The organism is Pseudomonas frederiksbergensis, assembly GCF_035751725.1.
GTDB lineage: Bacteria > Pseudomonadota > Gammaproteobacteria > Pseudomonadales > Pseudomonadaceae > Aquipseudomonas > Aquipseudomonas frederiksbergensis_A.
The window spans coordinates 5,319,118-5,344,351 of record NZ_CP142104.1 but is presented as its reverse complement, the minus strand read 5'-3'; the positions used below and the strand labels follow the sequence as shown (position 1 = coordinate 5,344,351).

The window sequence follows — 25,234 nt, the reverse complement described above, 5'->3', positions numbered from 1 at the left end:
GATCTTGGCCGGTTATCCGGCGCGTTTGCATACCTGACTGTCAGCTCCTCTTGCCACGAGGCACACCATGATCCGCGAAGAATTTCTGCGTCTAGCCGCTGCCGGCTACAACCGCATCCCGCTTGCCTGCGAAACCCTGGCCGACTTCGACACGCCGCTGTCGATCTATCTCAAGCTGGCCGACCAGCCGAACTCCTATCTGCTTGAATCGGTGCAGGGCGGTGAGAAGTGGGGCCGTTATTCCATGATTGGCTTGCCGTGCCGTACGGTGCTGCGGGTGCATGACCATCGCGTCAGCGTGACCCAGGACGGCGTCGAGATCGAAAGCTTAGAAGTGGAGGATCCGCTGGCGTTCGTCGAATCCTTCAAGGCCCGCTACAACGTGCCGACCATCCCCGGGCTGCCGCGTTTCAACGGTGGCCTGGTGGGGTATTTCGGCTATGACTGCGTGCGCTATGTGGAAAAACGTCTCGGCACCTGTCCGAACCCCGATCCGCTTGGGGTGCCGGACATTTTGCTGATGGTCTCCGACGCGGTCGTGGTCTTCGATAACCTCGCCGGCAAGATGCACGCGATTATCCTCGCCGACCCGTCCCGGGAAGACGCCTACGAGCAGGGGCAGGAAAGCCTGCAGGCGCTGCTGGAAAAGCTTCGCCAGCCAATCACGCCGCGCCCAGGCCTGGACTTCCACAAGCAGTCGGCCGCCGACCCGGTGTTCCGTTCCAGCTTCACCCAGGACGATTACGAACGGGCCGTCGATACGATCAAGGAATACATCCTCGCCGGCGATTGCATGCAGGTCGTGCCGTCGCAACGGATGTCCATCGACTTCAAGGCCGCGCCCATCGATCTCTACCGGGCGCTGCGCTGTTTCAACCCGACGCCCTACATGTACTTCTTCAATTTCGGCGACTTCCATGTCGTGGGCAGTTCGCCGGAAGTGCTGGTGCGCGTCGAAGACAACCTGATCACCGTCCGACCGATCGCCGGCACTCGTCCCCGTGGCGCCACGGAGGAGGCTGACCGGTCGCTGGAAGAGGACCTGCTGTCGGACGACAAGGAAATCGCCGAACACTTGATGTTGATCGACCTGGGCCGCAATGACACTGGGCGGGTCTCGGAAGTGGGGTCGGTGAAGCTCACCGAGAAAATGGTCATCGAGCGCTATTCAAACGTGATGCATATCGTGTCCAACGTCACCGGCCAGTTGAAGGCCGGGCTGACGGCAATGGACGCTTTGCGGGCGATCCTGCCGGCGGGCACCTTGTCGGGCGCGCCGAAGATCCGCGCGATGGAAATCATCGACGAACTGGAGCCGGTCAAGCGGGGTGTGTACGGCGGGGCCGTGGGTTACTTTGCCTGGAACGGCAACATGGACACCGCGATTGCCATTCGCACTGCGGTCATCAAGGACGGCGAGCTGCACGTGCAGGCCGGCGGCGGCATCGTCGCCGACTCGGTGCCCGCGTTGGAATGGGAAGAAACCCTGAACAAGCGCCGGGCGATGTTCCGCGCCGTGGCGTTGGCCGAGCAGACCTCCAGCGACTGAATCCTGTCGCAGCTTGATCTGATCAATGTGGGAGCGAGCAGCTCGCTCCCACAGGGTTTACACGACTAGAAGTCCAGGCTGACCCCCAGGCTCACGCCTTGCTGGGTCAGGTCATCATCCTTGCGCAACGTATAACCGCCCCGCAGCGCCAGGTCGTTGGTCAACTTGTGACTGACGCCCAGGCTCAGGCGATTCAAGTGGCTCTGTGGCGTGTAGCCTTCAAGCGTGAAGTCGTTGGCTGGCAAGCTGTTGAGGGCGATGTTGACCTTTTGCGTGTCGTCTTCGTATTCGCGTTCGTGGGCATATTCGCCAAACACCTGGGTCTGCCGGGTGATGTTGTATTTGCCCTGCAAGCCGATGCCCAGGCGTTTCGAGTCGCGGGTCTGGTCATCGAAGGTCAGGGCCGTGGAGCGGTTGCTCTTTTCCGAATAGCCATCTACCTCAACCTTCGCGTAGTCGGCGCTGACGAACGGCGAGAGATGCCATTCGCTGCCCGGCTGGGCAATGTCGTAGCCCACCCGCGAGCTGAATGCCCACAGATGACCGTCGGTGTCGCCTTTTTCCTGGGCTTCGTTGACACCCAGGTCGAACTTGCGCTCCAGGTTGTCGTAGTCGAGCTTGCCGCCGGTCAGCGCAGCGTCGGCCCACCAGCGGTTCTGCTGGAACTGCGCGAAAGCCGTCGCCAGGTAGCTGTTGAGCTTGTACGTCGAATCGTTAGCGCCTGCGTCCATATCCTGGCGGTACAGCCCGGCAGCTACACCCACACGCCAGGCCTCGTTGAGGCGATAGCTGCCGCCGACGTTGAGGCTGTAGCCGCTGCCGTCGGCACTGGCGCCGCTGTCCTGGCTGTCCAGGTCCATGTGCTGGCCGCCGCCTGCGACGATGGCGCGCCATTGGCCGACCGCCTGCCAGTCCTCCCAGTCCGATTGCCATTGGCTGCGCAGTTCATCCTGATGGGCGCGTAAGGTCGAATGGGCCATTTCCGGCATCAATGTCAGTTCCCACGGCGCCGCCAATAGGGAATAGGCGTAGCCGGCAATCAGCTTCTGCCCGGCCTCGGTGGGGTGGACCGCGTCGTTATAGATCAGTTTGCTGGGATCGGGCGTGGCGCTGTTGATGCCATAGGTGGGGTTTTCCGTGCAGCCGTTGCCGCTGAAGCATGTGGCGGTAAGATTTTCTCCGGCGGCGAGGCCGAATCGTGCCGGATCAGCGAAGCTTTCCTTTAGCAACAACGGTACGTTCAACGGAATGATTTCAGCGTCGATGCCCTGCAGTCGCGTGATCAGTTGTTGGTTGAACTGGTTGCCCAGCTGCGAGACAGCGCCTTGCAGTGGCGTGCCATTGAGGGCTGGTGTCAGCCCCAGGTCGGGTAACAACCAGACCATTACATAGCGGGCACCGGCGGTTTGCAGAACTTGGACGCTGTCGGCCAGGCGGTCCGCGGCGGCGTTCGCTTGTGCGGGAGTCAGCACCAGGCCTTGAAGGAAATCGTTACCACCGCCGGATATGTAGTACAGCGCATCCGGATCGGCACGCAGGCCATTGGATTGCAGATAACCGGGGCGGCTACGCTCACCGGTGTCGGAAATGCCGGTAATCGATTCGAGGATCTGGTCGGTGCGATAACCACCCACCGCCCAGTTATTGCCATCTGCCAGCCCCTGACCGGCGCGCACAGCCGAAGTGGAGGCGGCGGTCTCATCGTCGGAGTAGCCCAGGCGCCCGCCGAGTAATTGGGTGGAGTTGGCCGAGTAGGCCTCGCCGCTGCCGTCCGTGTAGATCGGGCCGGTTCGGTTGGTATAGCGCTCGGTCGAGCCGGGTGGGCCTCCGGCATCGGTGAATTGGCCGGCGTCGTTGAGGCTGTCCCCGAACACAATGAACTTGGAATAAGGGTTCGGAGCGGCGCCTGCCTGGGCACATGCTATCGCCAGCAGGCAACCGGCAAGCGGTACGAACAACGTCTGTTTGATCATGAGAAGGTCCTTTTCAATCTTGTTTTTATAGAGAAACGAAACGACAGTACCAAATGCCTCCCGCGCTCTGCCACCCGTCGGCTGGCATCGTGATTGTTTAGAGGCCCTGCGGGCCCGTCTTATTGCGTGCTCCGCCCAGCTAAGTTACTGTGCCGGAACGTATGAACGAGACTTTCCCCGTGTCGATTGTCAGCAAATTTCTGAATCAATTGATCAAGGCTCACGCCCGCTGGCGTTGGCGCGCCTGAACGTTCCATGCCGGCTACGCCGGACTTGTACCGATTTGCCTTCTTTACCCGCTTGAAAACCGCTTTGCAGGCGCATCGCTGTGATGCCCAGCGCAGCACCGTGCGGGTCACTCTTCGAAGGCTGTATTCCAAGTCAGTGTATTCAATAGGTTGTTTACGCCATGTTGCTGATGATCGATAACTACGACTCCTTTACCTACAACGTTGTGCAATACCTTGGCGAGCTGGGCTCCGAGGTCAAGGTAGTGCGCAACGACGAGCTGACCATCGCCGAAATCGAGGCCCTCAAGCCTGAGCGCATCGTGGTCTCGCCTGGCCCATGCACGCCGACCGAAGCGGGCGTCTCCATCGAGGCTATCAAGTATTTTGCCGGCAAGTTGCCGATACTCGGCGTCTGCCTGGGCCACCAGTCCATCGGCCAGGCGTTTGGTGGCGACGTCGTGCGCGCCCGACAAGTCATGCATGGCAAGACCAGTCCGGTCTTCCACGAAGACAAGGGTGTTTTCGAGGGCCTGAACCATCCGCTTACCGTCACTCGCTACCATTCTTTGATCGTCAAGCGTGAGACATTGCCGGAATGCCTGGAATTGACCGCCTGGACCCAGCTCGAAGACGGCTCGGTGGATGAAATCATGGGCCTGCGACACAAGACGTTAAATATCGAAGGTGTGCAATTTCACCCCGAGTCTATCCTCACTGAACAGGGCCACGAGCTGTTCGCCAACTTCCTCAAACAAACCGGCGGCACGCGCTAAGGACTTTTCATGGACATCAAGACAGCCCTGAACCGTATCGTCGGCCAGCTCGACCTGAGTACCGACGAGATGCGCGACGTGATGCGCGAGATCATGACTGGCCAGTGCACAGACGCGCAGATCGGCGCGTTCATGATGGCCATGCGCATGAAGAGCGAGAGCATCGACGAAATCGTCGGTGCGGTCACGACCATGCGAGAGCTGGCGGACAAGGTCGAACTCAAGACGCTGGACGGCGTGGTGGACGTGGTGGGTACCGGCGGTGATGGCGCCAATATCTTCAACGTTTCCACCGCCGCGTCGTTTGTCGTTGCTGCAGCTGGTTGCACCGTCGCCAAGCATGGCAATCGAGCGGTCTCGGGCAAGAGCGGCAGCGCCGACCTGCTGGAGGCTGCCGGTATCTACCTGAACCTGACACCGGTCCAGGTGGCTCGCTGTATCGATAACGTCGGCATCGGCTTCATGTTCGCCCAGACCCACCATAGCGCCATGAAACATGCTGCTGCGCCCCGTCGCGAACTGGGTTTGCGCACGCTGTTCAACATGCTCGGCCCGCTTACGAATCCGGCCGGTGTGAAGCATCAGGTCGTCGGCGTATTCAGCCAGGCGTTGTGCCGCCCTTTGGCCGAGGTCCTGCAGCGCCTGGGCAGCAAGCACGTGCTGGTGGTCCATTCGAAGGATGGCCTGGATGAATTCAGCCTGGCGGCGCCGACCTTCGTGGCTGAGCTGAAAAATGATCAGATCACCGAATATTGGGTCGAACCTGAAGACCTGGGCATGAAGAGCCAGAGCCTGCATGGCCTGGCGGTGGATGGGCCGGCCCAGTCGCTGGAGTTGATTCGCGACGCCTTGGGGCGTCGTAAAACCGAGAATGGCCAGAAAGCTGCGGAAATGATCATGCTCAATGCGGGTGCCGCGTTGTATGCCGCCGATCACGCCAGCAGCCTCAAGCAAGGTGTCGAGCTCGCCCATGATGCGTTGCACACCGGCCTGGCCAGGGAAAAACTGGAAGAATTGGGCGCGTTTACCGCCGTATTCAAAGTGGAGAATGAAGGATGAGCGTGCCAACAGTTCTGGAAAACATTCTGGCTCGCAAAAGGCAGGAGGTCGCCGAGCGCATTGCCCGGGTCAGTCTGGCCGAGTTGGAAACCCTCGCGCGTTCGGCAGATGCGCCTCGCGGCTTTGCCCAGGCACTGATCGACCAGGCGAAAAGAAAGCAGCCGGCGGTGATTGCCGAGATAAAAAAGGCCTCTCCCAGCAAGGGCGTGATCCGGGAGAACTTCGTTCCGGCCGACATTGCCAAGAGCTACGAAAAAGGCGGCGCCACCTGCCTTTCGGTGCTGACCGATGTCGATTTTTTCCAGGGTGCCGACGATTACCTCAAGCAGGCTCGAGCTGCATGCAAGCTGCCGGTGATCCGCAAGGACTTCATGATCGATCCCTACCAGATCGTCGAGGCGCGGGCGTTGGGCGCCGATTGCGTGCTGTTGATCGTCTCGGCGCTGGACGACGTGAAAATGGCCGAGTTGGCTGCGGTCGCCAAGGACGTCGGCCTGGACGTATTGGTGGAAGTCCATGACGGCGACGAGTTGGAGCGGGCCCTCAAGACCCTGGATACCAAGCTGGTAGGCGTGAACAATCGCAATCTGCATACCTTTGAAGTCAGCCTGGAAACTACCTTGGACCTGCTGCCACGCATCCCGCGTGATCGTCTGGTCATCACGGAGAGCGGTATCCTTAACCGGGCCGATGTCGAGTTGATGGAAGTCAGCGATGTCTATTCGTTCCTGGTAGGCGAAGCGTTCATGCGGGCCGAAAACCCTGGCATGGAGTTGCAGCGGTTGTTTTTCCCCGAGCGCGGCGTTCCGGTGAGCGGTTCGACGCTGGACTGATGATGCCTCCAGCCATTGCCTTCACTGTCGAAAACGGCCTGCAAGCCGAACAGGATCTGCTGGCCAGCATTTGCGCCGGCGACGCTGAGTTCGGCTTGCTGTTCTGGCAACCCAGCGACCGTGCGTTGGTCATGCCGCGGCGCTTGAGCCGCTTGCCGGGCTTCGAACTGGCCTGTGAGGTTTCGGCGGCCAACGGGTGGCCGGTGCTCCTGCGCGAAACGGGTGGCGAGCCGGTGCCTCAGTCAGGCGCTACCGTCAATATCGCCCTGGTCTACGCACCACCGCGAAGCGAAGGCGATCACGGTCGGATCGAAACCGCCTATCGTCGGTTGTGTGATCCCATCTGCCAGTTGCTCGATGAGTTGGGCGGGGTCGCTTCGCTGGGTGAAGTGGAGGGCGCATTTTGTGATGGGCGTTTCAACGTCAATCTCGACGGTCGGAAGATGGTCGGCACCGCGCAGCGCTGGCGACAGAGCAAAGGCGGGCAACGCCCGGTAGGGCTGGTGCATGGCGCGCTGTTGCTGGAGGACGAACGCGAGGGCATGGTCGCGGCGGTCAATCGTTTCAACGAGGCGTGTGGCCTGGATCAGCGCGTGCGCGCCGAGAGCCACATCGCCCTCCATGAAAAGTACCCGGCACCTCATGCGCTGGAACGGCTTGAAACGCTATACCAGGACCTGCTCGACCGCCTTTAGCGGGTTCCGAATACCACCATGGTCTTGCCTTTGACGCTGACCAGGTTGCGTTCTTCCAGATCCTTGAGCACACGACCGACCATTTCCCGCGAACAGCCCACGATTCGGCCGATTTCCTGGCGGGTCACTTTGATTTGCATGCCATCCGGATGGGTCATCGCGTCGGGCTGCTTGCACAATTCCAATAAGCAGCGAGCGACGCGGCCGGTGACATCAAAGAAGGCGAGGTCGCCGACTTTGCGAGTGGTGTTGCGCAGGCGCTGTGCGATTTGTCCGCTGAGGACGTAAAGGATATCCGGGTCCTGCTGCGACAGCTCCCTGAATTTGCTGTAGCTGATTTCAGCAACATCGCATTCGATTTTGGCTCGCACCCAGGCACTGCGTTCCTGCTCTCTCCCCGCCTGCTCAAACAACCCCAGCTCGCCAAAAAAATCCCCGGAGTTGAGGTAGGCAATGATCATCTCTCGTCCGTCATCATCTTCGATCAGGATAGTGACCGAACCCTTGATGATAAAAAACAGCGTGTCGGAACGATCGCCCGCGCAGATGATGTTTTGCTTGGCGGGGTAGCGGCGACGCTGGCAATGCATCAAGAGTTTGTCGAGGTTCTTGATCTTGGACGTGGGAGTAATGGCAACCATGGTTGTGTCCCGGAAAACTGCGCGGTGTGTTGGTTTGATTTTTTGTGGATGCGAATAGCTTTCGCTAAAAGCTGGCAATACGCCAGTGATTGGGCGCCAGCTTAACAGAGGCGTCCAAAATTGATTCGAGAATTTACTTGGCGGTATCCGCCCCGCTGTCCCAAGGCGACAGCTGCCACTGCAGGGTGGTGTGCTAAGCTGGCGCCCCCTTTTTTTGACAGTGGAGTCTTGGCGATGAAGGCACGCATCCAATGGGCTGGCGAAGCCATGTTCCTCGGTGAATCGGGCAGCGGTCATGTGGTCGTCATGGACGGCCCGCCAGAAGCTGGAGGTCGTAACCTGGGTGTCCGGCCGATGGAAATGCTGCTGCTGGGTGTGGGTGGCTGCAGTAACTTCGACGTGGTCAGCATCCTCAAGAAATCACGCCAGGCGGTCGAGAGTTGTGAGGCTTTCCTTGAAGCGGAGCGTGCGACCGAAGACCCGAAGGTATTTACCAAGATCCACATGCATTTCGTGGTTAAGGGCCGGGGGCTGAAGGAAGCCCAGGTCAAGCGCGCCATTGAGTTGTCGGCGGAGAAGTACTGCTCAGCTTCGATCATGCTCGGCGCAGCAGGTGTTGAAATCACTCACGATTATGAAATCATCGAATTGGGTTGAATCGACATCCAACCATCACAAAAGCGGTGCAAGCTCTGGCGATCAGAAGCTGACGTCTGCATAATGCGCCACTTTTTTCAGGGCGGTGATCGGCCAGTGGTCGGTCATTTGCCTGGACAGACAACCAAAATCGCCATCGCGAAGAGGTGTTAACCGTCCTACGCAGGTGCGTCGTTCGCATCTGACGGGCATGCTTGATCACGCGGCCGGGCCGCAATACACAGAGAGTTTTCAAACGGTGAAAAGCAAACTCAAGCTCCATGGGTTCAATAACCTGACAAAGACCTTGAGCTTCAACATCTATGACATCTGCTATGCGGAAACCCCGCAAGACCAGCAGGCCTACGTCGAGTACATCAATAAAGAGTACAACGCCAAGCGCCTCACGCAGATCCTCACTGAAGTTGTCGATATCATTGGTGCCAACATCCTGAACATCGCCAGTCAGGACTATGAACCCCAGGGCGCCAGCGTGACCATTCTGATCTCGGAAGAGCCGGTGACACCGACCGACAGCCAGATCGAAGAGTCGCCGGGTCCGTTGCCTGAAATTATCCTGGCACACCTCGACAAGAGCCACATCACGGTACATACCTATCCGGAAATCCATCCGGTGGACGGTATCGCGACGTTCCGAGTGGACATCGATGTGTCGACCTGTGGCGTCATTTCACCGCTCAAGGCACTCAACTTCCTGATTCACCAGTTCGATTCCGATATTGTGACCGTGGATTATCGCGTGCGTGGGTTTACCCGGGACGTGGAAGGCCACAAGCACTTCATCGATCATGAGATCAACTCGATTCAGAACTATCTGTCCGAGGACACTCGCGACGCGTACCAGATGACCGACGTGAACGTGTACCAGGAAAACCTGTTCCACACGAAAATGCTCCTCAAGGACTTCGAACTGGATAACTACCTGTTCGGTGACGCCACCAGCAACCTGTCTATCGAGCAGCGTGGCCAGGTGGAAGAGCGTGTGAAGCACGAAATGCTGGAAATCTTCTACGCGCGCAACATGCCGCGCTAAGGATTCGGCAAAAAAAAGGCGACTGCCCTTGGGGACAGTCGCCTTTTTTGGTTCTGGAGGCTGGTTCCGTTATCAGATCCGATAGGTGCTCTTGGTCATCACCTTCGCCAACAGACTCATGCCGAACTTGACGGGCGCGGGGAAGCGGAAGCCGCCTGCATCGAGCGCGCTTTCCGCGTGGTGCTCCTCGTCCTCGCGCATCTGTTCGAGTATCGCCCTGGATTTGTCATCCTCGGCCGGCAATTGCTGCAGGTGTTCATTCAAATGCTTGCACACTTGATGCTCGGTTGCCGCTACGAAACCGAGGCTGACTTTATCGCTGATCAAGCCGGCGACCGCGCCGATCCCGAAGGACATCCCATAGAACAACGGATTCAGCACGCTGGTATGGCTGCCCAGTTGGCGGATGCGTTGCTCACACCAGACCAGGTGATCGATTTCTTCTTCGGCGGCCTGTTCCATCGCCTCGCGGACCTGCGGCAGTTTTGCCGTCAGCGCCTGCCCTTGATAAAGGGCCTGGGCGCAAACTTCACCGGTGTGGTTGATGCGCATCAGCCCAGCGACATGGCGAGTCTCTTCGTCGCTCATCTGCACGTCCGGCTGCACGATTGCCGGTGATGGGCGGTACGGCTGGCCACTGAAGGGTAGCAGCGTGCGCATCGCGGTATCGGCTTGCAGCAGCAAACGGTCAATGGGCGAGTAGTGACGTTGGGTAGTCATGCGTACCTCCGGAAAAAATCACGGCGGCCAGTTTAACTCAATCGGCCGCTGAGGATTTGCGTTGGGTCAGGGTATCAACCCGGCGGCCAGTTCATCTGGCGCTGTCCCAGCACATGCATATGAATGTGATAGACAGTTTGCCCGCCAAGTTCATTGCAGTTCATCACCACGCGAAAGCCTTCCTCGCAGCCAAGTTCTAGCGCCAGGCGCTGGGCGGTGAACAGGATGTGTCCGGCCAGTCCCTTGTCTTCCTCGGTCAGGTCGTTGAGGGTGCGGATCGGCTTTTTCGGGATGACCAGGAAGTGCACCGGAGCCTGCGGAGCAATGTCATGGAAGGCCAGGACCTGGTCATCCTCGTAGAGGATCCTGGCCGGGATTTCCCGGCTGATGATCTTGGTGAACAGAGTATCCACAGCTGTATCTCCATTGGATTGGTTGAGTTCGAGTGTACCGCCGGCTCGGTCAGCGAGCCCGGGTTTTCAGGTCGGAGGGGGGGCACCGTGAGTAGCAGGTTTTATTGAATATGCCGGCCAGGGTTCGAACCAGCCAGCGCGGCGCGAGTCGTGGCAGCATGGCGATCAAGCGATTGCGACGCCCAGGGATGATGATGGCGCGGTCCCGGTCCAATGCGCGGACGGCATACAGCGCAATTTCTTCAGGGCTCATCGACTTTTTGTTACTACGCAGTTTCTGCTCGTCCGCCTGGGCCTTGGCGAAAAAAACTGCATGGTTTGGACCCGGGCAAAGAACTGATACCTTGATTGCGCATTTCCTGAGCTCTATCCGAAGGGCTTCGGAGAAGTGCAACACATAGGCCTTGCTGGCGTGATAAGTGCTCATCCAGGGGCCGGGCTGGAACGCGGCGATAGAGGCGACGTTGAGAATCTGGCCGCCTCCGTGCAGCGCCATGCTGTTGCCTACTGCATGACAGAGGCGGGTCAGGGCAAGGATATTCACTTCGATCAGGTCTTGTTCGGTCATCCAGTCCTGGCCCAGGAACGGACCGCAGGTGCCGATGCCGGCGCAATTGACCAGCAGGTCTATCTGTCGCTCGCCGTCCTCCAATTCCAGGAGAAAACCTGAAAGCCGCAAGGGCTCGCTCAGGTCGCAAGCCCGAAACAGGACTTCCACGCCAAATCGTTGGGTCAGTTCGATAGCAATGCTTTCCAGCCGATCGCGCTGTCGAGCTACCAGTAACAGGTTGCGCCCGCGCCGAGCCAGAGCTTCGGCCATGGCCAGGCCGATACCACTGGAGGCGCCGGTGATCAGAGCGTAACGGGTCATGCAGTTCTCCATCGCAACGGCTTCGCGCCGTTGGACGTGGCAGTCACCGGCGCGAAGTACGCTTATTGTTCCTCTTCTTCTTGGTAGTCTACAGAAGGCGAGGCGGGCTCGGCTGCCTCCGCCGCGGGTTCTTCGGCGCTCTGGTCGCTATATTCGCTGCTTTCATAGCTGCTCACGTCGCTGCTGTCGTAATCCTCCTGGAGGGCTCCGAAGATACCGGCGAACGTGGCCATGAAAATCAAGACGATCATCACCAGCCAAAGCGACGCCAGCAGCTTGACCGCCGTGGTGTTGCGCGGAGGAGGCGGGCCGTACTGGTTTGCGCCGGTATTGCCCGGAGCGATGATGAGGATGAACGGGAAGATGCTGCCCACGAATGGAACGAGGTTGATCAGCCACAACCACCCTGACCAGCCGAGGTCATGCAGGCGCTGGACGTTGAACTGGATGCTCACAAAGGCAAACGCCAGCACGACGACGGCGGCGACCAGGCCGCCGACAATCAGCCCCGCGATCGAATCGGAAGCGAGCAGCCAGGTCGTGGCGAGCCAGAAGCCCAGGCCGACAAGGGGAAGCATGGCCAGGGTCAGAACCATGGTCCAGGCCAGGTAGCGGAGGCGCCCGATACGTCCTTCGAAGCTGAAGGGCTTTAGCGTGCCATATTCGGCAAATGCCTCGCCTACTTGTGCTCGTGGAGGCGCGTAGGGAGAGGCAGGGTCGATGATCGACTCAGGATGCCGTGCACTCGGCTGGGGCGATTCCTGCACTTCGCCAAGATTCAACTGGAGGGACGGTTCGGTTTCGATCCGTGCATCGATCCCGGTTTTATGGAGCGCTTCGAGATACTGCTGCGCTTCATTCTGGGACAGGTTGTTTTTCAGGGACACTTTGCGGCCACTGAACAGGCGCTCTATCGCGCTGACATCGCTTTTGAACAGTTCGGCGAGATTGAGCTTGGCGGTCGTCGTATCGACGCCAGGCAGCAAAGCCCCGTCGAATACGATGTTGAAACGGTTTTCGCTCATGCCTGGCATCCTTGTCTTTCAAATTGGTTTTTTTGGTTGGTTTCAGCGGGGCCATTGGCCGCCAAGCTGTGCCGCCCGTGCTTGCGCGTGGCGGTATTCTTCATCCAGGCGTGCGATCAACTGATCGACACTTGGCAAATCATGGATCTCACCCACGCCTTGACCTGCGGACCATACGGTTTTCCAGGCCTTGGCTTCATCATTCAGCGGTTTGAGTTTTGAGCCGGAGTTCGCCGTGCCCTTGCCGTGCAGGGCGGAAAGGTCGAAGCCGGCACTTTCCAGGCTCTGGCGCATGAAGCTGGCGGGCACTCCGGACACAGCAGGAGTATGCACGATGTCGGCAGCTCTGGATGTGAGCAACATCTCTTTATAAGCGTCGGGCGCGTGACTTTCGATCGTGCCGATAAAGCGCGTTCCTAAGTAGGCCAAATCCGCGCCGAGCAGTTGAGCCGCCAATATCTGATGGCCATGGTTCAAACATCCTGCGAGCAGCAGGGTTTTATCAAAGAACTGCCGGATTTCCGCGAGCAGTGCGAACGGGCTCCAAGTGCCGGCGTGTCCACCGGCGCCTGCTGCAACGGCGATCAGGCCATCGACGCCTGCCTCGGCGGCTTTTTCGGCATGGCGGCGGGTGGTCACGTCGTGGAATACCAGCCCGCCATAGCCGTGGACTGCGTCGACCAGTTCTTTAACCGCGCCCAGGCTGGTGATGACGATCGGCACCTTATGTTCGATGCAGATCGCCAAGTCGGCCTCAAGTCGCGGATTACTGTTATGGACGATCAGGTTGACCGCATAGGGTGCCGGGTTTTCCAGCTTGGCCAGGCCTGCTTCGATTTCTTCCAGCCACGCCTTGAAGCCACTGCTTTCGCGTTGGTTCAGCGCCGGGAAGCTGCCGATAACACCATTGCGACAGCAGGCCAGCACCAACTGGGGGTTGGAAATGAGAAACATCGGTGCGGCCGCGACGGGCAGTCGCAGACGTTGTTCAAGCAAAGCGGGCAGCGACATTGGATGGCACCCCTGGTCAGTATGCGGTTGGAATTAGAACGGACGGACCACGACGAGAATTACGATAGCCAGCAATATAAGAACCGGCACTTCGTTGAACCAGCGATAAAAGACATGGCTGCGGGTGTTTTCGCCACGGGCGAAGCGCTTCACCTGGGCGCCGCACATATGGTGGTAACCGATCAGCAGCACAACCAGGGTCAGCTTGGCGTGCATCCAGCCTCCTTGAGTGAAATAGGCACTGGCGTTGAGGCTTAGCAGCCAGATGCCGAACACCAAGGTGGCAATCATCGCCGGCCCCATGATGCCGCGATACAACTTGCGCTCCATGACACTGAAGCGTTCTTTGCTGACGCTGTCCTCGCTTTGGGCGTGATAGACGAACAGGCGAGGCAGGTAGAACAGGCCGGCGAACCAGCAGACCATGCTGACAATGTGAAGTGCTTTGAGCCATAGATAGAGCATTTTTAGTTATTCCCAGATTCACGGTAGCCCGATAGTAGAGGTTAGAGCGGCCACACGTCACCTTGACGGTTGTCGCGGCGCCCTGCGGCCCCTATCATCGACGGCTTTCCAGTGGGTTCGGTGAGGGCAGGTTTATGGTCAAGGTCGGTATCGTCGGCGGCACGGGTTACACCGGTGTCGAACTGCTGCGTCTGCTGGCGCAGCATCCGCAGGCTGAGGTGGTGGTCATCACTTCCCGATCCGAGGCCGGCTTGGCCGTCGCCGACATGTATCCGAACCTGCGGGGTCATTACGACGGCCTGGCATTCAGCGTCCCGGACATCAAGACCCTAGGCGCGTGCGACGTGGTGTTTTTCGCCACGCCCCACGGTGTTGCTCACGGCCTGGCCGGTGAATTGCTGGCCGCCGGGACCAAGGTCATCGACCTGTCGGCAGACTTCCGCCTGCAGGATGCCCAGGAATGGGCCAAGTGGTACGGCCAGCCTCACGGAGCACCAGAGCTGCTTGATGAAGCGGTCTATGGCTTGCCCGAAGTCAATCGGGAAAAAATCAGGCAGGCGCGCTTGATTGCGGTTCCGGGTTGCTACCCGACTGCGACGCAGTTGGGATTCCTTCCGTTGTTGGAGGCCGGTCTTGCCGATGCTTCGCGGCTGATAGCCGACTGCAAGTCCGGTGTCAGCGGTGCGGGGCGTGGCGCCAGTGTCGGTTCGCTGTATTCCGAAACCTCGGAAAGCATGAAGGCCTACGCGGTCAAGGGACACCGCCACCTGCCTGAAATTCGCCAGGGATTGAGCCGGGCAGCGGGCAAGGATGTCGGCCTGACCTTTGTGCCGCACCTGACCCCGATGATACGTGGCATCCATTCCACTCTTTATGCAACGGTGGTCGACCGTTCAGTGGACCTGCAAGCGTTGTTCGAAAAGCGTTACGCCAACGAACCGTTCGTCGACGTGATGCCCGCCGGCAGCCACCCTGAGACCCGCAGCGTGCGTGGTGCGAACGTTTGCCGGATCGCCGTGCATCGGCCGCAGGATGGGGATCTGGTGGTGGTGTTGTCGGTCATCGATAACCTGGTCAAGGGCGCGTCCGGGCAGGCAGTCCAGAACTTGAACATCCTGTTCGGGCTGGATGAGCGCCTGGGGCTGTCACACGCGGGGATGCTGCCGTAACGGCAGCCGTAGGCGCTACGTTGGCGGCTCCAGGCTTGAAGCTTGTAGTTCGCCACTGCTCTTCTAAATAGTTGACCAATTTTGTAGGAGAAGCGGATAATGCCCGCCATCACGCATTATGGCGGCGTAAACGCCGGGAGATATTCAGCATGAGCGTCGAAACCTTCACCCCCACGGCTTTGCAATTCACCCAAGGTGCTGCGCACAAGGTGAAGAGCCTGGTCGATGAAGAGGGCAATGATCGTTTGAAGCTGCGCGTATTCGTGACGGGCGGCGGTTGTTCAGGTTTCCAGTACGGCTTCACTTTTGATGAGGACGTGGCTGAGGATGACACCATTGTCGAGCGCGAAGGCGTCAGCCTGGTCGTCGATCCGATGAGCTTCCAGTACCTGGCGGGTGCCGAGGTGGATTACCAGGAAGGCTTGGAAGGGTCGCGTTTCGTGATCAAGAATCCAAACGCTACTACTACTTGTGGTTGTGGTTCTTCGTTTTCGATCTAAGTGCTTCAGCAAAAAAACCGCAGTGCCTCACGGCCCTGCGGTTTTTTATTGCCTGCAATGATCATTTCTCAGGCCGGGTAGATGGCGCCGAGCACGCGCGGGCCCCGGGCACCCGTGACGCTTGGACGATTGCCTGGGATGCGTTCAAGGCAGCAATGGGCAAGCCAGGCAAAAGCCATCGCTTCAACCCAGTCCGGGTCCACACCGTACGCTGCCGTGCTGCTGACGTTGGCATTGGGTAGCAAGTCAGCCAGACGCTTCATAAGCGTCTGGTTGTGCGCGCCGCCCCCGCAGACCAGCAATTCCCGAGTGTTCGATTGGGCATGCTGCAGTGATTCAACAATGGTCAGCGCAGTCAGTTCGAGCAACGTTGCCTGTACATCTTCCGGAGCGAAGGGTTTCAGCTTCGACAAATGATGGCTCAGCCAAGGGAGGTTGAAGACTTCGCGCCCGGTGCTTTTCGGTCCCTTGGTGGCGAAGAAGGGGTCGCTGAGCAGCGTGTTGAGTAGGATCGGTTCGACTTTCCCGGTGGCAGCCCATTGGCCATCGCGATCAAAATGTTCGCCTCGTTGCTGATATATCCAGGCATCGAGCAGTACGTTACCTGGGCCGCAGTCGAAACCGGCTACAGGTTTCGCGGGCTCTATCAGGCTGAGATTGCTGAAGCCGCCTACGTTGAGAACGGCGCGATTACCGACCCGCTCTTCGAACAGCGCCTCGTGAAACGCCGGGACCAGTGGGGCGCCTTGTCCGCCAGCGGCGACGTCACGGCTGCGGAAGTCGCTTACGACGGTGATGCCGGTCAATTCGCTCAATAGCGCTGGATTGCCGATCTGCACGGTAAATCCGCGGGCTGGTTCATGGCGAATGGTCTGGCCGTGGCTGCCAATCGCCGTGATGTCTGCAGGCTTGAGTTGCTGCTCGTTGAGCAGGGCATGGATGCCCTGTGCAGCCAGTTTGACCCAACTTTGCTGGGCAATGGCGGAGCGGGCAATCTCATCGGGCCCGCTGCTGCACAGTTCAAGCAGTTCGGTGCGCAGGGCGGCGGGCATGGGGATGTAGTGGGTGGCGATCAACTTGATCGCCGGGGTCAGGTTGACCAGTGCGATATCCAGGCCATCAAGGCTGGTCCCGGACATCACACCGATGTAGAGCTCCATGCTCAGCGCTTGCTCGAGGCCAGCATCGTGGCTTTCTCTTGATCCATACGGGCCATCAAGGGTTGGCTCTGAGCCAGGAAGCGCGCGCGCTCGCCCTTGGCGATCGGATCGGCCATCGGCAGTTTCTGGCCAAGCGGGTCGACGTGGACGCCGTTGACCTGGAATTCATAGTGCAGGTGCGGTCCAGTGGAAAGGCCGGTTGTCCCGATGTACCCGATAACCTGGCCTTGCTTGACGGAACCGCCCGTCTTCACGCCTTTGGCGAAGCCCTGCATGTGACCGTACAGCGTACGATAGGTATTGCCGTGCTGGATGATCACAGTGTTGCCATAACCGCCCCGACGTCCGGCCAACAACACTTTGCCGTCGCCGGCGGCCTTGATTGGCGTACCACGGGGGGCGGCGTAGTCGACACCTTTATGGGCGCGAATCTTGTTCAGGATCGGGTGCTTGCGACCGGCGGAGAACTTCGAGCTGATGCGGGCGAAATCAACCGGTGTGCGGATGAATGCCTTGCGCATGCTATTACCGTCGGCGGTGTAGTAGCTGCTATTGCCTTGCTTGTTGGTGTAGCGCACGGCGGTGTATGTCTTGCCGCGGTTGGTGAAGCGCGCGGAAAGGATCGGACCGTTGCCGACGCTCTTCCCATTCACTACTTTCTGCTCATAGATCACGTCGAACTCGTCACCCTGGCGTATGTCCTGGGCGAAGTCGATGTCGTAGCCGAATACGCTGGCCATGTCCATGGTCAAGCTATGGGAAAGGCCGGCGCGTGCGGCCGACTGGGACAGTGAGCTGTTGATGACGCCGTGAGCGTAGGCGGAACGAACGGTAGGCTTGGCGGTGATACGGTTGAACACATAACCCTTGTCGTTCTTGGTCAGGGTAATGCTTTCCAGGTCGCTCAGCTTGGTGTGCAGATTGGTCAGCTGGCCTTCGGGATTGAGCTCGAATTCAAGCTTCTGGCCGCGCTGCAATTGAGTGAATTGCTTGGCTTGTTTATCGCTGGCCAGGACTTCATGGACCGAGGTCGAGGGCAGGCCAACTTTTTCGAACAGAGTGGAAAGTGTGTCGCCCTTGGCAACAATCACTTCGCGGTGGTTCGGTCCTTTCTTTTCTGCTGCAGCAGGTGCTTCTGCCTGGGCGGCGGCTTGGACAGTGTCTTCCGGACTGTTCTCAATCTGTGCAAATGGAGAGGCGGCCGCTTCGTTTGTGGCTTGAACGGCTTCAGCGGCGTCTTGTTCTTGTGTCAGTTGTTCAGCAGGACTTTCCAGTTCAAGACTCAGAGTCGTCTTTTTGGCTTCGACATCGCTGGAGGGAAATACCAGGAGCGCCAGGCTAAGGAGGGCTGCGATACCGCTTGCGGCAAGCAGGTGGGTCTTCGGGTAAAGCGGCGGCGCTTTAGACGGTTCTGTGGTCATAAGTAATTTTGACTTTTAAAAAAATGAATTGGAAAAGATGAATGACATGATGAAGATGAAATAACTGTATAAAATATAACCAAAACCCCTGCGAAGCAAGCCCGCGAGCCTTCTGTTCTGTGGATTGGCGCCTGCGCACCCCGCAAACCTTGTATTTGGTGAGCGTTCTTGTATGGTTGGGGCCCTTTGAATCTGAGCCTTACGGGTCTGTTATGAAGTCGGTTGAAGAGCAGCTAGCGCTGATCAAGCGTGGTGCGGAAGAATTGTTGGTCGAGTCCGAGCTGGTCGAGAAGCTCAAGCGCGGGCAGCCGCTGCGCATCAAGGCCGGTTTTGATCCGACAGCGCCCGATCTGCACCTGGGTCACACCGTGCTTATTAATAAGCTGCGTCAGTTCCAGGATCTAGGGCATCAGGTCATCTTCCTTATAGGCGACTTCACCGGGATGATCGGTGATCCAAGCGGCAAGAGCGCGACGCGTCCGCCGCTGACCCGAGAGCAGGTTCTTGATAATGCCGAGACCTATAAGACTCAGGTTTTCAAGATCCTGGATCCGGCCAAGACCGAAGTGGCTTTCAATTCCACCTGGATGGATCAGATGGGGCCGGCTGATTTCATCCGATTGACGTCTCAATACACTGTCGCTCGTATGCTCGAGCGTGATGATTTCGATAAGCGCTATACCAGCAATCAGCCAATCGCTATCCACGAATTCCTGTACCCGCTTGTTCAGGGTTATGACTCGGTTGCACTGCGGGCGGACGTCGAGCTCGGCGGTACCGACCAGAAGTTCAACCTGTTGATGGGGCGTGAGCTGCAGCGTGGTTATGGCCAGGAGGCGCAATGCATCCTGACCATGCCTTTGCTGGAAGGGCTGGATGGCGTGAAGAAGATGTCCAAGTCCCTGGGCAATTACGTGGGCATCCAGGAAGCGCCGGGCGTCATGTACAGCAAGTTGGTCTCCATTCCTGATGCGCTGATGTGGCGTTATTTCGAGCTGCTGAGCTTCCGGTCCATGGATGAGATCAATGCGTTCCGTGCCGATGTTGAGGCGGGGGCTAATCCGCGAGATATCAAGATCAAGCTGGCTGAGGAAATCGTCGCTCGTTTCCACGGAGAAGAGGCTGCGGCCAGCGCTCATCGTGCGGCGGGTAATCGTATGAAAGATGGCGAGCTGCCAGATGACTTGCCTGAGATTGGCTTGACTGCTGCGGAAGATATGCCGATCGCGGCTGTCCTCAATAAGGCGGGCTTGGTCAAGAACGCCGCGATGGCGCGAGATCTCCTTGGCTCGGGTGGTGTGCGTATTGATGGGGTGGTAGTGGATCGCACCTATATATATAAGCTGGGTTCTACGCATGTCTGCCAAGCTGGCAAGAAGGCGTTTGCGCGTATTACGCTGAAATCCGAATAAAGCTGAAAATAACGGTTGACGGCAAATTCTGGATGTCTATAATTCGCCCCACTTCCGGCGCAGTCGAAGCGTAAAACTCCTTGAGTTTCAATGAGTTAGATGGTTTCGGCAAAGCGGGTGCTTCAGTTCATCGAAGCGCTGAAGGAGTTGATAGAGCGGTGTTGTTTGGCTCTATCGGCGATTCGATCTTCTCAATCGAAAGCGGTGAAAAAGAGGTGTTGACAGCAGCGAACAACGCTGTAGAATTCGCCTCCCGCTAACGAGAGATCGAAAGCGCAAGTGGTTGAAGTTGTTAAGGATTTCCAAGCGAAACTTTGAAAACTTCTTAAAATAACCGCTTGACAGATACACGGGGCGCTGTAGAATGCGCGCCTCGGTTGAGACGAAAGGCTCAACCCACCGCTCTTTAACAACTGAATCAAGCAATTCGTGTGGGTGCTTGTGGAGTCAGACTGCTAGTCAACAGATTATCAGCATCACAAGTTGCTCCGCGAGAAATCAAAGATGTAACCAACGATTGCTGAGCCAAGTTTAGGGTTTTCTCAAAACCCAAAGATGTTTGAACTGAAGAGTTTGATCATGGCTCAGATTGAACGCTGGCGGCAGGCCTAACACATGCAAGTCGAGCGGCAGCACGGGTACTTGTACCTGGTGGCGAGCGGCGGACGGGTGAGTAATGCCTAGGAATCTGCCTGGTAGTGGGGGATAACGCTCGGAAACGGACGCTAATACCGCATACGTCCTACGGGAGAAAGCAGGGGACCTTCGGGCCTTGCGCTATCAGATGAGCCTAGGTCGGATTAGCTAGTTGGTGAGGTAATGGCTCACCAAGGCGACGATCCGTAACTGGTCTGAGAGGATGATCAGTCACACTGGAACTGAGACACGGTCCAGACTCCTACGGGAGGCAGCAGTGGGGAATATTGGACAATGGGCGAAAGCCTGATCCAGCCATGCCGCGTGTGTGAAGAAGGTCTTCGGATTGTAAAGCACTTTAAGTTGGGAGGAAGGGCATTAACCTAATACGTTAGTGTTTTGACGTTACCGACAGAATAAGCACCGGCTAACTCTGTGCCAGCAGCCGCGGTAATACAGAGGGTGCAAGCGTTAATCGGAATTACTGGGCGTAAAGCGCGCGTAGGTGGTTCGTTAAGTTGGATGTGAAATCCCCGGGCTCAACCTGGGAACTGCATTCAAAACTGTCGAGCTAGAGTATGGTAGAGGGTGGTGGAATTTCCTGTGTAGCGGTGAAATGCGTAGATATATAGGAAGGAACACCAGTGGCGAAGGCGACCACCTGGACTGATACTGACACTGAGGTGCGAAAGCGTGGGGAGCAAACAGGATTAGATACCCTGGTAGTCCACGCCGTAAACGATGTCAACTAGCCGTTGGGAGCCTTGAGCTCTTAGTGGCGCAGCTAACGCATTAAGTTGACCGCCTGGGGAGTACGGCCGCAAGGTTAAAACTCAAATGAATTGACGGGGGCCCGCACAAGCGGTGGAGCATGTGGTTTAATTCGAAGCAACGCGAAGAACCTTACCAGGCCTTGACATCCAATGAACTTTCCAGAGATGGATTGGTGCCTTCGGGAGCATTGAGACAGGTGCTGCATGGCTGTCGTCAGCTCGTGTCGTGAGATGTTGGGTTAAGTCCCGTAACGAGCGCAACCCTTGTCCTTAGTTACCAGCACGTTATGGTGGGCACTCTAAGGAGACTGCCGGTGACAAACCGGAGGAAGGTGGGGATGACGTCAAGTCATCATGGGCCTTACGGCCTGGGCTGGGCTACACACGTGCTACAATGGTCGGTACAGAGGGTTGCCAAGCCGCGAGGTGGAGCTAATCCCACAAAACCGATCGTAGTCCGGATCGCAGTCTGCAACTCGACTGCGTGAAGTCGGAATCGCTAGTAATCGCGAATCAGAATGTCGCGGTGAATACGTTCCCGGGCCTTGTACACACCGCCCGTCACACCATGGGAGTGGGTTGCACCAGAAGTAGCTAGTCTAACCTTCGGGGGGACGGTTACCACGGTGTGATTCATGACTGGGGTGAAGTCGTAACAAGGTAGCCGTAGGGGAACCTGCGGCTGGATCACCTCCTTAATCGACGACCGCAGCTGCTTCATGAGCTCCCACACGAATTGCTTGATTCATTGAAGAAGACGATTGGGTCTGTAGCTCAGTTGGTTAGAGCGCACCCCTGATAAGGGTGAGGTCGGCAGTTCGAATCTGCCCAGACCCACCAATTTCATGGTGTACCCTGTAGCGATACGGGGCCATAGCTCAGCTGGGAGAGCGCCTGCCTTGCACGCAGGAGGTCAGCGGTTCGATCCCGCTTGGCTCCACCATTACAGATTGGTTCCAACGTTTAAAGCTTAGAAATGAGCATTCCACCAAGGCGGTGATGAATGTTGATTTCTAGTCTTTTGATTAGATCGTTCTTTAAAAATTTGGGTATGTGATAGAAAGATAGACTGGACGTTACTTTCACTGGTAACGGATCAGGCTAAGGTAAAATTTGTGAAGGGCTCTTGGAGCTCGATCGAATTTTCGGCGAATGTCGTCTTCACAGTATAACCAGATTGCTTGGGGTTATATGGTCAAGTGAAGAAGCGCATACGGTGGATGCCTTGGCAGTCAGAGGCGATGAAAGACGTGGTAGCCTGCGAAAAGCTTCGGGGAGTCGGCAAACAGACTTTGATCCGGAGATGTCTGAATGGGGGAACCCAGCCATCATAAGATGGTTATCTTGTACTGAATACATAGGTGCAAGAGGCGAACCAGGGGAACTGAAACATCTAAGTACCCTGAGGAAAAGAAATCAACCGAGATTCCCTTAGTAGTGGCGAGCGAACGGGGACTAGCCCTTAAGCTTCTTTGATTTTAGCGGAACGCTCTGGAAAGTGCGGCCATAGTGGGTGATAGCCCTGTACGCGAAAGGATCTTAGAAGTGAAATCGAGTAGGACGGAGCACGAGAAACTTTGTCTGAATATGGGGGGACCATCCTCCAAGGCTAAATACTACTGACTGACCGATAGTGAACTAGTACCGTGAGGGAAAGGCGAAAAGAACCCCGGAGAGGGGAGTGAAATAGATCCTGAAACCGTATGCGTACAAGCAGTGGGAGCCCACTTTGTTGGGTGACTGCGTACCTTTTGTATAATGGGTCAGCGACTTATTTTCAGTGGCGAGCTTAACCGAATAGGGGAGGCGTAGCGAAAGCGAGTCTTAATAGGGCGTCTAGTCGCTGGGAATAGACCCGAAACCGGGCGATCTATCCATGGGCAGGTTGAAGGTTAGGTAACACTGACTGGAGGACCGAACCGACTACCGTTGAAAAGTTAGCGGATGACCTGTGGATCGGAGTGAAAGGCTAATCAAGCTCGGAGATAGCTGGTTCTCCTCGAAAGCTATTTAGGTAGCGCCTCATGTATCACTGTAGGGGGTAGAGCACTGTTTCGGCTAGGGGGTCATCCCGACTTACCAAACCGATGCAAACTCCGAATACCTACAAGTGCCGAGCATGGGAGACACACGGCGGGTGCTAACGTCCGTCGTGAAAAGGGAAACAACCCAGACCGTCAGCTAAGGTCCCAAAGTTATGGTTAAGTGGGAAACGATGTGGGAAGGCTTAGACAGCTAGGAGGTTGGCTTAGAAGCAGCCACCCTTTAAAGAAAGCGTAATAGCTCACTAGTCGAGTCGGCCTGCGCGGAAGATGTAACGGGGCTCAAACCATACACCGAAGCTACGGGTATCACGTAAGTGATGCGGTAGAGGAGCGTTCTGTAAGCCTGTGAAGGTGAGTTGAGAAGCTTGCTGGAGGTATCAGAAGTGCGAATGCTGACATGAGTAACGACAATGGGTGTGAAAAACACCCACGCCGAAAGACCAAGGTTTCCTGCGCAACGTTAATCGACGCAGGGTTAGTCGGTCCCTAAGGCGAGGCTGAAAAGCGTAGTCGATGGAAAACAGGTTAATATTCCTGTACTTCTGGTTATTGCGATGGAGGGACGGAGAAGGCTAGGCCAGCTTGGCGTTGGTTGTCCAAGTTTAAGGTGGTAGGCTGGAATCTTAGGTAAATCCGGGATTCCAAGGCCGAGAGCTGATGACGAGTTACCCTTTGGGTGACGAAGTGGTTGATGCCATGCTTCCAAGAAAAGCTTCTAAGCTTCAGGTAACCAGGAACCGTACCCCAAACCGACACAGGTGGTTGGGTAGAGAATACCAAGGCGCTTGAGAGAACTCGGGTGAAGGAACTAGGCAAAATGGCACCGTAACTTCGGGAGAAGGTGCGCCGGTGAGGGTGAAGCACTTGCTGCGTAAGCCCACGCCGGTCGAAGATACCAGGCCGCTGCGACTGTTTATTAAAAACACAGCACTCTGCAAACACGAAAGTGGACGTATAGGGTGTGACGCCTGCCCGGTGCCGGAAGGTTAATTGATGGGGTTAGCTAACGCGAAGCTCTTGATCGAAGCCCCGGTAAACGGCGGCCGTAACTATAACGGTCCTAAGGTAGCGAAATTCCTTGTCGGGTAAGTTCCGACCTGCACGAATGGCGTAACGATGGCGGCGCTGTCTCCACCCGAGACTCAGTGAAATTGAAATCGCTGTGAAGATGCAGTGTATCCGCGGCTAGACGGAAAGACCCCGTGAACCTTTACTATAGCTTTGCACTGGACTTTGAATTTGCTTGTGTAGGATAGGTGGGAGGCTTTGAAGCGTGGACGCCAGTCTGCGTGGAGCCATCCTTGAAATACCACCCTGGGCAACTGGCAACTTTGAGGTTCTAACTCAGGTCCGTTATCCGGATCGAGGACAGTGTATGGTGGGTAGTTTGACTGGGGCGGTCTCCTCCTAAAGAGTAACGGAGGAGTACGAAGGTGCGCTCAGACCGGTCGGAAATCGGTCGTAGAGTATAAAGGCAAAAGCGCGCTTGACTGCGAGACAGACACGTCGAGCAGGTACGAAAGTAGGTCTTAGTGATCCGGTGGTTCTGTATGGAAGGGCCATCGCTCAACGGATAAAAGGTACTCCGGGGATAACAGGCTGATACCGCCCAAGAGTTCATATCGACGGCGGTGTTTGGCACCTCGATGTCGGCTCATCACATCCTGGGGCTGAAGCCGGTCCCAAGGGTATGGCTGTTCGCCATTTAAAGTGGTACGCGAGCTGGGTTTAGAACGTCGTGAGACAGTTCGGTCCCTATCTGCCGTGGACGTTTGAGATTTGAGAGGGGCTGCTCCTAGTACGAGAGGACCGGAGTGGACGAACCTCTGGTGTTCCGGTTGTCACGCCAGTGGCATTGCCGGGTAGCTATGTTCGGAAAAGATAACCGCTGAAAGCATCTAAGCGGGAAACTTGCCTCAAGATGAGATCTCACTGGAGCCTTGAGCTCCCTGAAGGGCCGTCGAAGACTACGACGTTGATAGGCAGGGTGTGTAAGCGCTGTGAGGCGTTGAGCTAACCTGTACTAATTGCCCGTGAGGCTTGACCATATAACACCCAAGCAATTTGCTGACTCGAAAGAGCACCAGATTGCGGTGTGTGAAGACGAAACGAACCGAAAGTTCGAAACTCACAAAACACCGAAAGCTGTCACATACCCAATTTGCTGAAG

21 protein-coding genes, 2 tRNA genes and 2 rRNA genes are annotated in these 25,234 nt (G+C 57.2%); 15 read left to right on the top strand and 10 right to left on the bottom strand.

Going from position 1 to position 25,234, the window contains the following annotated elements; translation table 11 throughout:
• The first annotated feature begins 67 nt into the window (after positions 1–67).
• Positions 68–1,549 (top strand): anthranilate synthase component I, encoded by a 1,482-nt coding sequence (gene trpE, locus VQ575_RS24080; RefSeq protein WP_039590810.1) that lies wholly within the window; start codon positions 68–70, stop codon positions 1,547–1,549.
• 65 nt (positions 1,550–1,614) lie between these two features.
• Here the strand turns inward: trpE and estP are convergent, their stop codons facing one another.
• Positions 1,615–3,522 carry an esterase EstP gene (gene estP, locus VQ575_RS24075; RefSeq protein WP_039590812.1) on the bottom strand — a complete coding sequence of 636 codons (1,908 nt, stop codon included), beginning with the start codon at positions 3,520–3,522 and terminating at the stop codon, positions 1,615–1,617.
• A 409-nt stretch (positions 3,523–3,931) separates the two neighbouring features.
• Between estP and VQ575_RS24070 the strand changes: the two genes are divergently transcribed.
• Genes VQ575_RS24070 through VQ575_RS24055 form a run of 4 tightly spaced genes read left to right on the top strand, consistent with a single transcriptional unit; the run spans position 3,932 to position 7,112 of the window.
• Positions 3,932–4,525 carry an aminodeoxychorismate/anthranilate synthase component II gene (locus tag VQ575_RS24070; RefSeq protein ID WP_039590813.1) on the top strand — a complete coding sequence of 198 codons (594 nt, stop codon included), beginning with the start codon at positions 3,932–3,934 and terminating at the stop codon, positions 4,523–4,525.
• 9 nt (positions 4,526–4,534) lie between these two features.
• Positions 4,535–5,584: an anthranilate phosphoribosyltransferase gene (gene trpD / locus VQ575_RS24065; RefSeq protein ID WP_039590815.1), complete on the top strand. Its 1,050-nt coding sequence runs from the start codon at positions 4,535–4,537 to the stop codon at positions 5,582–5,584.
• Positions 5,581–6,417 (top strand): indole-3-glycerol phosphate synthase TrpC, encoded by an 837-nt coding sequence (trpC, locus tag VQ575_RS24060; protein ID WP_039590817.1) that lies wholly within the window; start codon positions 5,581–5,583, stop codon positions 6,415–6,417. The genes trpD and trpC overlap by 4 nt, the downstream gene beginning before the upstream one ends.
• Positions 6,418–6,419: 2 nt before the next feature.
• On the top strand, positions 6,420–7,112 hold the full coding sequence (locus VQ575_RS24055) for a lipoate--protein ligase family protein (RefSeq protein WP_039590819.1): 693 nt from the start codon (positions 6,420–6,422) through the stop codon (positions 7,110–7,112).
• Here VQ575_RS24055 and crp read toward each other — a convergent pair.
• Positions 7,109–7,753 (bottom strand): cAMP-activated global transcriptional regulator CRP, encoded by a 645-nt coding sequence (gene crp, locus VQ575_RS24050; protein WP_039590820.1) that lies wholly within the window; start codon positions 7,751–7,753, stop codon positions 7,109–7,111. The genes VQ575_RS24055 and crp overlap by 4 nt on opposite strands.
• A 234-nt stretch (positions 7,754–7,987) precedes the next feature.
• Here crp and VQ575_RS24045 point away from each other — a divergent pair, with 234 nt between their 5' ends.
• Both VQ575_RS24045 and speD read left to right on the top strand, forming a co-directional pair.
• On the top strand, positions 7,988–8,410 hold the full coding sequence (locus tag VQ575_RS24045) for an OsmC family protein (protein WP_039590822.1): 423 nt from the start codon (positions 7,988–7,990) through the stop codon (positions 8,408–8,410).
• A 238-nt stretch (positions 8,411–8,648) separates the two neighbouring features.
• Positions 8,649–9,443 (top strand): adenosylmethionine decarboxylase, encoded by a 795-nt coding sequence (speD, locus tag VQ575_RS24040; RefSeq protein ID WP_039590886.1) that lies wholly within the window; start codon positions 8,649–8,651, stop codon positions 9,441–9,443.
• Positions 9,444–9,515: 72 nt separating this feature from the next.
• Here the strand turns inward: speD and coq7 are convergent, their stop codons facing one another.
• The 6 genes from coq7 to hemJ form a co-directional block, all read right to left on the bottom strand.
• Complete coding sequence (coq7, locus tag VQ575_RS24035; RefSeq protein WP_039590824.1) at positions 9,516–10,163, bottom strand: 2-polyprenyl-3-methyl-6-methoxy-1,4-benzoquinone monooxygenase; 648 nt, start codon at positions 10,161–10,163, stop codon at positions 9,516–9,518.
• A 74-nt stretch (positions 10,164–10,237) separates the two neighbouring features.
• Positions 10,238–10,576, bottom strand: a complete 339-nt coding sequence (locus VQ575_RS24030) for a histidine triad nucleotide-binding protein (protein WP_039590827.1) — start codon at positions 10,574–10,576, stop codon at positions 10,238–10,240.
• Positions 10,577–10,625: 49 nt separating this feature from the next.
• Positions 10,626–11,447, bottom strand: a complete 822-nt coding sequence (locus VQ575_RS24025) for an SDR family NAD(P)-dependent oxidoreductase (protein ID WP_039590829.1) — start codon at positions 11,445–11,447, stop codon at positions 10,626–10,628.
• A gap of 62 nt (positions 11,448–11,509) precedes the next feature.
• On the bottom strand, positions 11,510–12,472 hold the full coding sequence (locus VQ575_RS24020) for a DUF805 domain-containing protein (protein WP_039590831.1): 963 nt from the start codon (positions 12,470–12,472) through the stop codon (positions 11,510–11,512).
• 42 nt (positions 12,473–12,514) lie between these two features.
• On the bottom strand, positions 12,515–13,483 hold the full coding sequence (locus VQ575_RS24015; RefSeq protein ID WP_039590833.1) for an NAD(P)H-dependent flavin oxidoreductase: 969 nt from the start codon (positions 13,481–13,483) through the stop codon (positions 12,515–12,517).
• A 33-nt stretch (positions 13,484–13,516) separates the two neighbouring features.
• Complete coding sequence (gene hemJ, locus VQ575_RS24010) at positions 13,517–13,948, bottom strand: protoporphyrinogen oxidase HemJ (protein ID WP_039590834.1); 432 nt, start codon at positions 13,946–13,948, stop codon at positions 13,517–13,519.
• Positions 13,949–14,082: 134 nt separating this feature from the next.
• Here hemJ and argC point away from each other — a divergent pair, with 134 nt between their 5' ends.
• Both argC and erpA read left to right on the top strand, forming a co-directional pair.
• On the top strand, positions 14,083–15,117 hold the full coding sequence (argC, locus tag VQ575_RS24005; protein ID WP_039590835.1) for an N-acetyl-gamma-glutamyl-phosphate reductase: 1,035 nt from the start codon (positions 14,083–14,085) through the stop codon (positions 15,115–15,117).
• Between the two features lie 149 nt (positions 15,118–15,266).
• Positions 15,267–15,617 (top strand): iron-sulfur cluster insertion protein ErpA, encoded by a 351-nt coding sequence (gene erpA, locus VQ575_RS24000; protein ID WP_039590836.1) that lies wholly within the window; start codon positions 15,267–15,269, stop codon positions 15,615–15,617.
• 68 nt (positions 15,618–15,685) lie between these two features.
• On the opposite strand, the gene VQ575_RS23995 is transcribed toward erpA, so the two are convergent.
• On the bottom strand, positions 15,686–16,777 hold the full coding sequence (locus tag VQ575_RS23995; RefSeq protein WP_039590837.1) for an anhydro-N-acetylmuramic acid kinase: 1,092 nt from the start codon (positions 16,775–16,777) through the stop codon (positions 15,686–15,688).
• A gap of 2 nt (positions 16,778–16,779) precedes the next feature.
• Complete coding sequence (locus VQ575_RS23990; RefSeq protein ID WP_039590838.1) at positions 16,780–18,198, bottom strand: peptidoglycan DD-metalloendopeptidase family protein; 1,419 nt, start codon at positions 18,196–18,198, stop codon at positions 16,780–16,782.
• A 212-nt stretch (positions 18,199–18,410) separates the two neighbouring features.
• Between VQ575_RS23990 and tyrS the strand changes: the two genes are divergently transcribed.
• From tyrS to VQ575_RS23960, 6 genes are all read left to right on the top strand, one after another.
• The gene (gene tyrS / locus VQ575_RS23985) at positions 18,411–19,610 is read left to right on the top strand and encodes a tyrosine--tRNA ligase (protein WP_039590840.1); all 1,200 of its coding nucleotides are present in this window, start codon (positions 18,411–18,413) and stop codon (positions 19,608–19,610) included.
• A gap of 80 nt (positions 19,611–19,690) precedes the next feature.
• Positions 19,691–19,870: a hypothetical protein gene (locus VQ575_RS23980; RefSeq protein ID WP_325918535.1), complete on the top strand. Its 180-nt coding sequence runs from the start codon at positions 19,691–19,693 to the stop codon at positions 19,868–19,870.
• Between the two features lie 301 nt (positions 19,871–20,171).
• Positions 20,172–21,717 (top strand): 16S ribosomal RNA (locus tag VQ575_RS23975).
• A gap of 65 nt (positions 21,718–21,782) precedes the next feature.
• Positions 21,783–21,859: transfer RNA gene (locus tag VQ575_RS23970), tRNA-Ile, on the top strand.
• A gap of 27 nt (positions 21,860–21,886) precedes the next feature.
• Positions 21,887–21,962: transfer RNA gene (locus VQ575_RS23965), tRNA-Ala, on the top strand.
• 250 nt (positions 21,963–22,212) lie between these two features.
• Positions 22,213–25,112, top strand: a 23S ribosomal RNA gene (locus VQ575_RS23960).
• Together the 16S and 23S rRNA genes with 2 tRNA genes alongside form the textbook arrangement of a ribosomal RNA operon.
• Positions 25,113–25,234: the final 122 nt, after the last annotated feature.